This is a genomic window from Paenibacillus sp. HB172176, assembly GCF_011947265.1.
Taxonomy (GTDB): Bacteria; Bacillota; Bacilli; order Paenibacillales; family Paenibacillaceae; genus Pristimantibacillus.
Window position 1 is genome coordinate 135,911 of the sequence record NZ_JAATHD010000009.1, and the last position, 13,670, is coordinate 149,580.

Annotated in this window: 6 protein-coding genes; 2 read left to right on the top strand and 4 right to left on the bottom strand. The window is 50.1% G+C overall.

Translation table 11 applies throughout. From position 1 onward, the window contains the following. Positions 1 to 51 precede the first annotated feature (51 nt). Together HFP08_RS14155 and HFP08_RS14160 are read left to right on the top strand one after the other, a co-directional pair. On the top strand, positions 52 to 867 hold the full coding sequence (locus tag HFP08_RS14155) for an AraC family transcriptional regulator (protein WP_168121242.1): 816 nt from the start codon (positions 52 to 54) through the stop codon (positions 865 to 867). 91 nt (positions 868 to 958) lie between these two features. Further along, positions 959 to 2,476: a sulfatase family protein gene (locus HFP08_RS14160; RefSeq protein ID WP_168121243.1), complete on the top strand. Its 1,518-nt coding sequence runs from the start codon at positions 959 to 961 to the stop codon at positions 2,474 to 2,476. Positions 2,477 to 2,588: 112 nt separating this feature from the next. On the opposite strand, the gene HFP08_RS14165 is transcribed toward HFP08_RS14160, so the two are convergent. The 4 genes from HFP08_RS14165 to HFP08_RS14180 are packed head-to-tail and all read right to left on the bottom strand — an operon-like array spanning position 2,589 to position 13,668. Next, entirely contained in the window at positions 2,589 to 3,644 is a 1,056-nt protein-coding gene (locus HFP08_RS14165) for a Gfo/Idh/MocA family protein (RefSeq protein WP_168121304.1), read from the bottom strand. 17 nt (positions 3,645 to 3,661) lie between these two features. Continuing rightward, on the bottom strand, positions 3,662 to 6,814 hold the full coding sequence (locus tag HFP08_RS14170; RefSeq protein ID WP_168121244.1) for a sugar-binding protein: 3,153 nt from the start codon (positions 6,812 to 6,814) through the stop codon (positions 3,662 to 3,664). A 43-nt stretch (positions 6,815 to 6,857) separates the two neighbouring features. After that, the gene (locus HFP08_RS14175; RefSeq protein WP_168121245.1) at positions 6,858 to 11,486 is read right to left on the bottom strand and encodes a sugar-binding protein; all 4,629 of its coding nucleotides are present in this window, start codon (positions 11,484 to 11,486) and stop codon (positions 6,858 to 6,860) included. Between the two features lie 22 nt (positions 11,487 to 11,508). Continuing rightward, on the bottom strand, positions 11,509 to 13,668 hold the full coding sequence (locus HFP08_RS14180) for a family 78 glycoside hydrolase catalytic domain (protein ID WP_168121246.1): 2,160 nt from the start codon (positions 13,666 to 13,668) through the stop codon (positions 11,509 to 11,511). Between the last annotated feature and the right edge of the window lie 2 nt (positions 13,669 to 13,670).

Below are 13,670 nucleotides of genomic sequence, written 5' to 3' on the forward strand. Positions count from 1 at the left end.
CGCTTATTGCTATAATAAGCCCTGAGCACACTTTGAGGCGGTGAGTAAATAATGAAACCTTCAAACCATTCTGCACTTCCACTTTCCCAGATCGACCCCTTCGTAATCCGAAGCGCGCGCAATTTGCTTGAGCCTGGTTTTTCCACAGGACCCCGAACCATCAGCCATTATCAGCTTCAATACATTCAAGAAGGAGAAGGAACGATCCGAGTGAATGACCGGGAATATGCTGCGCGCAAAGGAGCTTTATTCTTCTGGGGACCGAATACGCCTCATCAGATCACTTCCGATGTTAACAATCCTTTAATTATTCTTGGCCTCCAATTTCATTTTGTGAGCAGCGGCTGCCCCGTTCGTTTCACTGATTTCCCGGGTTACCCGACCGAATGGATGATTACGACGCAAGCGCGAATCGACGCTCTCCTCTTGGACCTTGCCAATGAATACGCCTTGCAGAGGCTTTATTGGCAAGAAACGGCCAACTCGCTGTGTCGCGTTCTACTTCTGTTGCTTGCCAGACAAATCCAGCAGCTATCGCCTTCAACCGGCGTATGGGAGACGACGGAGCAAATTCTTAGATTCATGCAGGAGCATTATCATGAACCTCTTACTAACGACAAAATCGCCAAAGCATTCCACTTTCATCCTTCGTATGTCAACAAGCTTATCTCGATCGCAACCGGTCAAACCTTGCATCAGTATCTTGTCAATATAAGGATTAACCAAGCGGTGGACAAGCTATATACGACGAATTTAAGTATTCAGGAGGTTGCTGAAAGCGTGGGTTACGCCAATATTCACCATTTCTCCAGATTGTTCAAGAAAAAAATGGGCGTCTCTCCTTCGGAGCTCCGGTCAACTCGCTGAAAAAGATCAAATACAGGTTTATTTTGTGCAAAGCCCGCTAATGCCTTCTCCCTTATACTTGTTGTAGCTACTATGAAGGAGGCGGCAACACATGAAACAAAATCGCAAAAACATCTTATTTTTGTTCACGGATCAGCAGCGTGCGGACACCATTGAAGCACTTGGCAATTCCATAATCAAAACCCCGTCCATTAACCGGCTGGTAGAGAACGGCGTTGCATTCACGCGCGCTTATTCCCCTTGCCCGGTATGCGTACCCGCCCGCTTCGCCCTCCATACCGGCCTATTGCCGCATCGTACCGATTGTGTCATTAACGAGCGCATGCCCGATGGATACCCCAGTTTCATGGAGCTTCTGTCTCAAGCCGGCTACCAGACGCATGGCGTGGGCAAGATGCATTTCTCCTTCTCCAACAAGCCAAATTCAAATTCGCAGTTCTGGGGATTCGATTCCCGGGATGTCAGTGAGGAAGGGGGCGGCCAAGATGATTTCAAGACGTATTTGGAGAGCAATGGATTCGATCACGTGCATGATCCGCACGGAATACGCAGCGAATACTACTATATTCCCCAGCCCTCCCAATTGCCTGAGCGGCTGCACCACACAGCCTGGGTAGCGGATCGGAGTCTTGACTTTCTCAAACGACGTGATGGGGATCGACCATTCCTGCTCATGTCAAGCTTCATCAAGCCCCACCCGCCTTTTGAAACACCGACCCCTTGGAACAAGCTTTATCGCGGACCGGAGATGCCGTTGCCGAAACGACCGCAGGACGGGGATGAGCTGATTTCTTACTGGAACCGTTTCCAGAATCGATACAAATACCGCGATCAAGGTGTCGACGACAATCTGATGCGTGTGATGAAGGCGGCTTACTATAGCTCCCTCTCTTTTATCGACTATCATGTAGGACGTATTCTCGATTATTTGCAAGAGAACGGTTTAATGGAAAATACGTTAATCGTCTATTCCTCCGATCATGGAGAAATGCTCGGCGATTACGATTGTGTGGGCAAGCGTAATTTCCTTGATGCCGGTGCGAATGTACCGCTAATCGTATCCGACCCGGACGGACCGAAGGATGTGCGATGTACGAAGCCCGTATCGCTGGTCGATATTATGCCAACCTTCCTGCAAGCGGCCAATATACACTCCCAGCTTGATTTGAGCGGCCGGAGCTTGTTGGATATTGCCAGCGGCAAGACGGAACGAGACTGGATTGCCTGTCAATATCATCGGGGCGGCTATGCGATGTATATGGCAACGGATGAACGCTACAAATATATTTACTCCGCTCCGGATGATAAAGAGTGGTTATTCGATTTGAAGATAGATCCCCATGAAACGCGCAACCGGGCTTACAACCCTATGTATACGGACCAGACGAGAGGCATGCGCGAAAAATTGATTTCGTTTTACAGGGAAGAAGGGTACACGGCTCCGATGGAGGGGAATGAATGGCGACGATACCCGATCCAGTCACTTCCGGTTGATCGTGATGCAGGGCTCTTGTTCCAGGACCCTCCATCCAGCATTCCGAGTCTTCCCGGCTATGAACGCGATATTCCGACGCTGCGACCTAAACCTGCCTACAAATCTGGATTTTAAAGTTGAAAGAAAGCAATTTAAACCCCAAAATGCGGCGGACTTCACCGAAGTCTGCTTCACTTTGGGGTTTGCTGCTTCGATAAGTTCATTATGATGCAAAGATTCTTATTTCTTATTCAACACATACCGCCTGCTTCTGAGCCAGCAAACAAAGCTCCGCTGCTTTAAAGGCATGCTCTTGCGACATCGCTTTTTCAGTGCGATGAAGACAATCGAGAATCAACTGTCCGAAGAATGGATATCCAACTTGTCCACTCAATGTAAAGTGCTGTTCTCCATCCCGATTGACCAGATACAAATGATCGCCTTTGCGATCGCGAGCGATATCAATATATTTCCGAAGCTCAATATAGCCCTCGGTGCCCTGGATGATCGTTCGCCCATCTCCCCATGTCCCAAGACCGACAGGAGAGAGCCAATCTACACGAAAATAAGCGGTTGCTCCATTGTCCATCAGTAGCGACGCTTCACCGAAGTCCTCCAGTTCCGGATACTCTTTCGCATGAAAGTTCGCAACTGTGCTGGATACGATTCGTGCGTCCCTGGCACCTGTGAAAGACAGAATTTGTTCAATTTGATGACTGCCAATATCGCAAAGGATACCACCGTGTTGACGCCGACGGAAGAACCAATCCGGACGAGCCGTCTTGTTCAGCCTGTGCGGTCCGCATCCGATCACATTGACAACCCGGCCGATCACGCCTTGCTTGATTAAATTGCCGGCAACCACAGCGCATTCCACATGCAGCCTCTCGCTGTAGTACACCATAAACTTGCCTCCCGTTCGACGTACCGACCTTCTAGCCTCCTCCAACTGCTCCAGCTCGGTAAACGGCGCTTTATCCGTGAAATAATCCTTGCCGCTCTCCATAACCTTGACGCCAAGCGGACCTCTGTCGCAAGGAATAGCGGCAGAGGCAACCAATCGGATACTCGGATCGTCCAGCACATCTTCCAATGAAGCAGCGACTTGCGCCGTCGGGAATCGAGCCGCAAACTCGGCTGCCTTCCCAGGATCGGGATCATAGACCTTGACAACCTCGCCCCCGGCTTCCGTTAACCCATTGCACATCCCGTAAATATGACCATGATCCAGATGAACGGCCGCAAAGCGGAAATCCCTGTTGGAGACGACAGGACGAAGCTTTCCTTGAGGCGCATAATTCATTCCGTCTTTATTGCTAGTCAAAGTACAACCCCCTTATGCTCCCCAATATCATATAATCCGGGGGTCAGCGGATTCAACTCGATTCGGTCAGTATCGACTACAGTATCCTCGATTAATTCTTTGGCAATTCTGATTTGTTTCCCATTCCACAGCATACTGACCTGCTTGGGTTCCTCAGAAATATTAACCGCACTGATTAACCGTCTTCCCTTGTATTCCGCTTTGCGCCAGATCACTCCCGCCACTTCCTGACCCGATGCGCAATCAATCATTCTCAACTCACTCAGTCCGGCATTCTCCAACAACGGCAACAAGCATGACCAGATCTGTATAGCCGAAGCGGATTCGGACGGGATAACGATGGCCGAAGTGTATAAGGATGTTCGTTCTTCTTGAGACAGGGTGTACAGATGCGCATCTAACCGCAAAGCATCTTGACCGATAATAACGACTGTTCCGCCTCGCTTGGCATAGGTATTCAATCCAGACAGCGTGAGGGGATGCACATGTGTGGCCGAAGGCACCACGATAATGGAGAACTCCTGCGCACCGCCGCGCGCGATTTGCTCCTCCGAGATGAAGCCGACCTTCTCGCCGCCGAACGAAACAGCTTCATACACATTCATTAACATCTTGCCGTATACTGCCGAATATAAGTCCGAGGGGGTAGCATACAGAATAGCCACATGCGCTATCGCTTGCTGGAAAGCCGCCACCTCCCAGGATAAGCGGTTCAAATCGTGATTCACGACGCCGATGGCCGCCACAACATCTGGACGATGCAAGACGCTGCCTTCTGTATCCGATCGCGGGTCGTACGTTCTCTCCCATACCCACAGCGTGGAGGCGCTCTTCCCGTGCAGCGCCCCTTGCCATAATACCGTTCTGGCATGGTCGGCCTGACCTGGAATATATCTCCGGTCTCCATCAGGAATGACATGATGCTCGGAGTTAAATACAGGGGCTTTGTTCAATGAAACCTGTAGATCATAAAAGCTCATCTCTTGCAAATAGCCTCGGGCTCCTTCTCCCAAATAGCTCCAATTGTCATTTCCATTGATTTGACTCATCCTGGAGAATACTTCAATATCGATTCCCCATCCAAGACAGCCCGTGCGATCTCCCATTATCTTGACATGAACCGGAAGCTCGGGCGCACATCTGCGAATAATATCGGCCATCCATGCATGCCAGTCAGCAAACAACTTCTGGTTAAAAACAATCCAATCATACGCAAAAGGTTCAGGAACGACTCCCGAGGGCATTGGCACCTCGCGAAAAGCGGCATAGTTCGAGCTGTATACTCGGTTCAGTTCCCCGATATCGCCGCCATATAATTCTTGCAGAAATTGCTGCCAGACCGGCAAATAACAAGGAACTTGATTCGTCCGGTACACCGGTTCGTTGGTCAACGTCACGCTGTGCAGAGACGGATAATCCTTAACTAGCGGAATAGCAGCACGCAAATAGTCACCCACAATCTCACGCGCAATCGGGTGATCGATCCGAAAGCGCAAACTGTGACTCGCATTCGATTTCAACTCCGGCCATTGCTGCAACGCCCATTCCGGAAAATAATGCGGGGATAACAACAAGTTGACTGCAACATGATGCTCACCTGCCTTTTTCAACACCTCAACAATATCCGATTCAACGGCGGATGTTGAGATAATATAGTCAGGATTCGCTTGAACGCCGGATCGCTGTTTCATAGCTGAACTGCCGGGCTCATCCCGCGGAAAAATGATATCTCTGGGCCCGATTTCAATCTGTATGATATTAGCCCCCAACTCCTGGAACTTATGAAGATCATTTCGAACCTGTTCGAAATGACCATATCCGTTGAAGAACACCGGTCTGGTCTCGATACTGCCTGAGCTTAGCTCCGTTGTCCTGCCATGAAACGCGCTTCCGCGAATTTCAGGGCGTCCTGTTCGATATCGCGGCACCGCTTTCGCTCTGCGTTCTCCCGCCAAGTAGGCATACAAGCTTCGACTGGCTTCCGCATACAGCCCTTCAAGCTCCTGTATGACATAATTCGCGCGCTGATAGCGGCCTTGCCGGGCATCCTCTCTGCCATACGCCATAAAGTCCCTGATCACCGCTGCGTTAATCCGCTCATAATCCGTCGGAATGCCCTTCGCTTCAGCTTGCTTAATCAACCGTTCAAGCGAAGGCAGCTTCACAGCGATCGCATTCATCGCTTCGTCAATCTCTTCCATGCTATATGGAACGATGACCTCCGAGCATGCGTTCTTAGAGACACCGTTACTGTCCGTCAAACGGAAATCAAGCGAATAATTGCCCGGTGCCGGCAATGATAAGGCATATTCCCCCACAAAAATGGAACGCTTCGCTATGGTCACTTCCCGCGAAAATTCCAGTTGTTCGGACTTCAAGATGAACGTCTCGGCTTCATCGCTTAAGTTGAGTGCATACAGCGTATAGACCGACTGTTCATGAGGCCGCAACTCCTCGGAGCCTTCCGCCCATAATGTCCAGGGATTCCGCGTGGGAACGAAGTGAAGAATCCCGTGACGTTCCGGATCCTTGTCTCTTCCGCAGCCCGGCGTCCATTCGACCCACCCTCGCCGTCGGCTTCCATCGTTATCGTTGATGAGCAACGCGAAGGTCATATGGTCTTGATCCGGCGGCTTTGGAAATATCGCCGTCCATGGCAGCTTCATTTCATACGAGGTCATATCTCCGCTCCGATTCGTGCGCGCCTCAATCGTCTCCAGACCTTGCAGTGCGTTGCCTTCCTTCCATTGACAAATTCGGGCGCCTCCCGCGGTATGATTAATACCGAAATCGGGGCCATATTTCCCGTTCTCACTAAAAGCGATTTGAATGCTGTCTCCCCGCCACATGTCGCTGCCTTCGATCGACGCATGAATGTCATCCCGCACGTTTGCGGTCCAATAAAAATATTCGTCGTCATAGGCAACTCTGAACTCGGCGGAGAGATCGCTCTCTCCACCCCAATCCTTCATAATGATTTGCGAATCATTCGTCGGTATTCGAATTCCGGAATGGACTGACCAATCAGCGGGCATTCCATCAGTCGTTATTTCCTTGGCATTAACCTCGAGCATGGGAATATGCCTGTGCAGCGATAGCTCTTGTTTGAATGTTTCCCATGAATAAACCGCCTCGCGTGCGATTTCCATTGTCTCATCCCTTTCCTTTTGCGACTATCAAATCCTTGTTGTATTACGAACCGCATTCTTCAGGAGAAGGCGTATCCCCTAGATCGAACAAATAGGGTGTATTCGGCTTTAACGTCAGCGTACCGCTGCTCAAGGCCTCTCCCGAAACCAGTTCCAATTGGGGCAAGAGAGCCGCATTGTTCCGTTCCACTGTCACCGTCCGATTCGAGTCGCCGTCATTCATAACATTAAGCAACATATGGCCATTGTATTCCGCGACTCGCCATTCCACACCATATACCGGTTCGAGCGTTGTCGTATCAATCAGTTGATACTGAGCCATTCCGGTATCATATAAGATCGGGTAGAGCTGTGTACGGAATTGCTTCGCTGTCGTATCAAGTGAAACGACAGTTGCATCATCCATTACTGTGGAGCGCAGTGTACTTATCAATGGTTGATTGTGTTCGTCATATTGCAGCGAATCCTCACCAAGCACGATCACTTGGCCGCCATCAACCTGGAACGCCCAAAGCTGCTCAAGTGTATCCGCATGTATATACCCTGTATCCGGAACGATCAGCACCTTGTATTTGCTCCAATCCCCCTGCGCCATCTGATTCTCCGTTATAAAGCCAACCTTTTCCCCTGTGAAGGAAAGCGCCTCATAAGCCTTCAACAAAGACGGATAGGATTCATTACCGTTATAAAGCATGGATGGCACTGAATACAAGATAGCAGCTTTTGATTGTATATTCTGGAATGCCGTCACTTCCCGTGACAAACGGTTCAGATCGAAATTCGCCTTCCCTACGGCCGCCACCGATTCAGGACGATGCAGGATACCGCCTTCCGAGCTGTTAGCCGTATTGTATGTTCGTTGCCATATCCAAATGGTCGAGGCACTCTTGCCGTGGATGGCGCCTTGCCATAGCAAGGATCGGATATGATCGCCATAGGCGGCGGAATATCGTGAATCCCCGTCCTCAATCACATGATGCTCAGAATTATAAATCGGCGCTTCATGAATGGAGGCCTGCAGGTCATAGAAGCTGAGCTCCTTCATATCCGCCGTCATTCCGCCGTCAATGAAATTCCAGTTGTCGTTGCCGTTCAAATCAGTCAAATTGGAGAATGACTCGACATCGATCCCGTATTGAGGACTACTTTCCATTCTCGCCATTATCTTGGCATGAACGGGTAGATTCGGCGCTATCTCGTGGATAATGTCCGACATCCATGTCTGCCAATCTGTCATCAGATTATCGTTGAACATCACCCAATCATAGCCGACCGGGGTCGGCTCCGCTCCGTCTGCTGGCATCGGCACATCCTCGAAGCTTGCATACCAGGTCCCATATATAAGGTTTAATTCCGACAAGTCTCCATCATACGTATCATGCAAATATTCATACCATGCCGGAAGATTGTAGGAGTCCTTATTCGAATGATATTGCGGTTCATTGCTCAAGGTCACGCTATGCAAGGACGAATAATCCTTAACCAGTGGGATAACAGCGCGCAAATAATCCTCTATTATCTGCTTCGCCAGCGGATGTGTAATAACATAGGTGAAATCGGGCGTCGTATTGTTGCTCTTCAGCTCTGGATAATCGCTCAATGCCCAAGACGGGAAATAATGCGGCGACAGCAGCAGGTTGACCGCGACGTTGTTTTGGGCGGCATTCTGCAGCACCTTCACAATGTCCTGCTCGACGGATGTGGTTGAAATCGCATAATCCCTATCCGGCGGCAAGCTCCCCATATTCTCGAATCCCGGATTAAGCAGCAGATTTTGCGTAGTTCCAAGTTCTGTCATGCTGAGATCGTCTATCCAGACCGTACCCGCATTTTCGGATAATATTGTAAAGTTAAACGATGTCTCGTCCGCGTTTGTCGTATACTCAAGCTCTACCTCCTGCCAATCATACGTGCCGCTTGGAAACGGCGTCCGCAAATGCCAGCCTTGCCCGCCGGGAAACCAGACATTTTTGGCATTCTCCCCCTTCACCCACGCGCTGAACGTATACGTCGTATCCGGCTTGACCGTGACATTCTGGGAAACGTTGATGTACACATTCGAGGTCTTCGGAGTATCATTCTCTAGTTTCAGCGCATGTGTCCCGGAATGTCTGTACGTCTCGTCAACGACAATATCTGCGTCTACAGTGCCAGAGCGATAAACGGAATATTGGTTGATAAAGTCATCTTTCGAGAAAATAACATTCCTTGGACCGGTCTCGATTTGAATGATATTGGCGCCAAAGTCTTGGAAATACGGAACGTCTTTGCGCACCTGACTGAAATGTCCGTACCCGTTAAAGAAAATCGGTCTCGTCTCTTCCTCGTAGGTGCTTCGGGTAACGGTATTTCCTACAAACGCATATCCGTCGGAAACTGGGCGTCCCGTCACATAGCGAGGCACTGCCACGGCCATACTGGCACCGGATATATAGTTGTTCAAATTCTGTACCGCTTCGTCATAAAGGCTCTGCAACTGCTCGATAACATAATCGGCCCGGTCGAGCCGGCCATTGACGACATCGCCGCGGCCATACTCGATGAACCGGGAAATGACTGCGTAGTTAATCCGCTCGTAATCAGTTGGAATACCGAACTCCTCGCACTGACTCAGCAAGTCCTCCAGATCGGGAAGCATAACGGCCAATTCATCCAGCTTCTCCTCGAGCTCCTCGGGAAACGGCGGAACCTTAACGACAAGCTCCGATTGCTGAACGCTCCCTTGCTCGTCTGTTAGCTGAATATCGATCCCGGCTTCTCCGGATTGCGCAAAGGTATAATCCAACTTTTTCACAAACACAGAATGAGCCGGGACGGTGATTGCTTTCTGTACATTAAGAAAGGTGGAGTCCACCTCATACGTTTCCTTTTGATTGCCGAAATTGGTTACATACAAATGATAAGTTGATGCCGCTCCAGCCTGAGGCTTTCTCGGCCCATCTACCCAATAAGCCCAATTCGCATTGTCAGGTAGAAAGTAAAGTAAACCCATGGCATCCGGTTCCTTGGCGCTGGCGATGCCCGGCGTCCATTCGATCCACCCGCGCCGGCCTTCTGCCGTGTTGTCATTGTCATTAATCAGCATCGAGAAGACCACGGGGTCTCCGATAGTATACGCATTGGAAATCGCAGCCCATGGCAGCTTTATCTCGTAATATGTCTCGTTTCCCGCCCGAGTCGCGGAGGCCGTCATAGAATCGACGCCAAGCGTCCCATTTCCGCCCTTCAATAACGTCACGTTCGCCGTGCCGTCCATGTCGTTGATTCCGATTTCGGGACCGTAGATTCCGTCGTTGCCAAAGGCAATCTGAATACTGTCCCCCTTCCAGATAGCACTCCCGACCAGCGGGTGATACACATCGTCGACGACCGTAGCCGCAACATATAAATTTTGATCGTCGTAAGCGAAATAAGCGGTGGCGGAAAGATCGTTCGCTCCGCCCCATCCGTCAATATGAACCTGTGAATCGGACGAAGGTAGTGCAATTTCCGTAGCGGAGTCCCATTCGTCCAGACTGCCATCCACTGTAATGTTGTCCGCAGGCATTACCGCCACATGGTCAAGCGACCCGAACGAGCTGCGGAACGAATCCCACGGATAGACGGTATCTTCCGGGAAAGCCGAAATTGTCAAATTGTCGAAAGCATAGGTGACACTCGGGCGGCCCTCCAACTCCGGATAGGAGGTTTTGACATACAAATTGATCCTCGAAACCCCCTCCTTGACAGCCGCGGGAACGCTCGACAAGTCGAATTGCACAGTATTCCAGCGGTTGGCCGTCAGTTGCGGTACACGCTTCTCAATGACAACGCCGTCTTCGCCGGCTATTTTCAATACAAGCGGCTCCTGAGCGGATTCCGTTTGCGTCGTGGGATAGACGTCCAGCGTTACCGTCTGGGCAAGTGACAAATCTGCAGCTTCGAAATTCCAAACCTTATTAAGCCACCCGACAGCACCGTCGGCCGGCGCGTACGTCACTTTCTCCGAATACAGTCCCTCCGTAGCATTATTGAACGACTCGCTTGTAATCACGCCCGCCGCCCCCGTAGACGGCTGCCAGACAGACGGTTGCTCAAACCCTTCGTGCAGCAACGTCATGACCGGTACGTCAAAACCCGAGTTGCTCAACAACTGCACCTGCTGACCATCAGCAGTCATACGAATGTCGTCGAACCAAAGTGCATCTGCCGTATCTTCAATAAGAAAGCGGAACGTGAAGCTCGTTTCGGCTGTGCCGGTTGTGTAGGCAACCGACACATCTTGCCAATCATATGTGCCAGATGGCACATTCTGTCGGACATTCCACGACGTAACTCCGCCGCCGAACCATGCAGCTCCTGCCTTCACATTCGAGCCTTTCACTCTGACCGTCCATTCATAGGTCATATTCGGTTGCACAGCAATCGTCTGGTAAGCCGTCAAGTAAACATTGGAGGCTTTACTTAGCGAATTGTTCAGTTTGAGCGATTGAATACCGTCCGCCGACTGCGAGGAATCCAAGGTATAATCGGCAGCCGACAAACCGCTGTTATAAAAGGTCCACCCCGGCACAATTTTGCTCGTAACCGTCCCCGACGCAGCTGCCTTCGAAACCTTGAACAAGCCAACCGGCAACAATCCGGACAATAGCAGCATGATAATCATGATGCATGTGATCCATTTTCTATTCAATTCTTCGTCCCCCCCAGTCATCTTAGAATTCGTTCAGTTCCAATTTCCCCTCTCGATAGCTAACGGATATTTGACCAGTGGGCACTGTCAAATGCAGTTCAAATGAAGGCATGCCCGCAGGCAGATGGGGATCAAGTGACTTTTCAAGCCAGCCCGGCTGAGCCGGCTTCAGTCCGATAATGTCTTCAATAAGCACAGGAATAGGCGCGCTTGCCCAGCCATGACATAAGCTTGTATTCCACTTCTGATTCTTGCCCCATGCTTCGAAACAGGAGGTAGCGCCCTCCTTCAGCATATTGCCCCACGAATTTTCGCCGTTATTCGTGATGAGCTCATAAACTAATTCGTATTCGCCGGCTTTAGCCAAAGCCTTCAACACAAAGTACGACATGTACACGCCGCATGCCAAGCCTTTCCGCCGAATGAAATGGATAATTGACGGAATCGTCTCTTCCGGAGCGATTTCGAAAAATAGCGGCAGCGCATTTGAATGCAAGGCGCTATGCTTGCTACCTATGGCGTCAACGAACAGTGCGTTATCCCGATCCAGGAACGCATCGATAAAGACTTGCTTCAATGCAGGCAATTCATCTCGGTATGGAACTAACAGAATATCGCGAATTTCCTGTACTGTCTGGACGCAGCCATAATAATATGCATTGATTACATTATGGCAGCCGTCACCAAGCGGTCGCTCCAATGAGAAATCATACATATCCCGCATCGGTTCCGGCCAATCCACAAGATTCCACTTCTCGTTCACACCTTCAAGCAAGCCGTCTGATCTGCAGAATCGTCGGAAATAGGCCAGAAGCCCCTCCACGTACGGATACATCTCACGTAGAAAGTCCTTATCTCCGCTGTATCTATAATAAGTAAGAAGTTGCATCGGCCATTGCAGGGAGAAATCGGCAATCTCCTGCATGAAGCTGCCTGGCGCAACCGCGAGCAGACCCGGACATACGGCGGAGCTTAACGCAAAGTCCTGAATCGCCTTCCTGAATAAACGGGAATCGCCGCTCAAGTACATATGACTATGACCAGTTATGGTTGCATCCCCAAGGTATTGACCTTTCTCGCGGCTGGGGCAATCCAGCAGCGCCTCTTGGGCACAGAGCACGACTCCTTGACGGCAGATGCTCCAGATTCCGTTCAATATTCTGTCATCAGATTCGAATTGACAGGCTTGACCATCAATTGGATAATGCCGGGTGATGGCACCGAAGCTGCCCGTGTCAATGGCTGCTTCCGGGCCAATCACTTCCACATAACGAAATGCTTTGTAGTCGTAAAAATCCGGCTCCTCCACTCTGCCCGATAATGTCCATATCTCCCGGTAAAGACAGTTGCAGCGCATTTCGTAACGAACGCCTGCACCGTCCTTCTCCAACTCTTCCCCGCATCTTATTTCGATACGATCCCCAATTGCTCCATAAGCTTTCATCGTAAAGCACCCGACAATCTCGGATCCAAAGTCAATTAAATAATGGCCTTCCTCAAGCCTTCTTACATCTATGGGGGCGATCCTGCTTGTCGCAACAACCGGTGTCGGTTGTTGAACAAAACAATATCCATGGCCCGGGTTCATAGCCGCAGGACTCCAATCAGAATCGTCATACCCCTCCCTTTTCCATCCCGGAAAACTAAGCCGGCTGTCGATATGCTCAAGCACCTGCGTTTCATTGCCGGTCGTCTCAGCCCTTCCGTCCCCATATTCAAACGTGCGAATGCGTTTCCACAATTGATCGGTAATCACGACGAGTTGATTATCCGCATAAAGCTCAGCGATCATGCCTTGCCGAAGATCGCCGCTATTCATCGCACGATTTATGTGTCCCATATAGAATACATGCACAGCGATTACGTTGTTTCCCTGACGTAAGAAAGGCTGTACGTCCAGCCGATTGTAATAATAATGAAAGGAGTAGCTTTGGGCTGGACCTTCAGCTACATATTCGCCATTAATGTAAACTTTATAATAATCATCTGCTGTGATATCCAGGAAAGCTTTGTCCGGAAGATGAGACAGCTCGAAGGTTTTGCGGAAGAACATGTGATGATTCTTCAAATGGACCGGATGAACTGACTTTTTAAGTCCCAAATATTCTTTGTGCAGCAGTGAAAGCGGTACCCTCTCTGCAAACTCTGGGTCCGTTATCCAATCTGCCTTCCATTTCTTCATTA

Bases quoted from the DNA above. Each gene is read 5' to 3' on its own strand.
- HFP08_RS14155 (WP_168121242.1), top strand. From the start codon at position 52: ATGAAACCTTCAAACCATTCTGCACTTCCACTTTCCCAGATCGACCCC.
- HFP08_RS14160 (WP_168121243.1), top strand. From the start codon at position 959: ATGAAACAAAATCGCAAAAACATCTTATTTTTGTTCACGGATCAGCAG.
- HFP08_RS14165 (WP_168121304.1), bottom strand. From the start codon at position 3,644: ATGAATTATGCGCCTCAAGGAAAGCTTCGTCCTGTCGTCTCCAACAGG.
- HFP08_RS14170 (WP_168121244.1), bottom strand. From the start codon at position 6,814: ATGGAAATCGCACGCGAGGCGGTTTATTCATGGGAAACATTCAAACAA.
- HFP08_RS14180 (WP_168121246.1), bottom strand. From the start codon at position 13,668: ATGAAGAAATGGAAGGCAGATTGGATAACGGACCCAGAGTTTGCAGAG.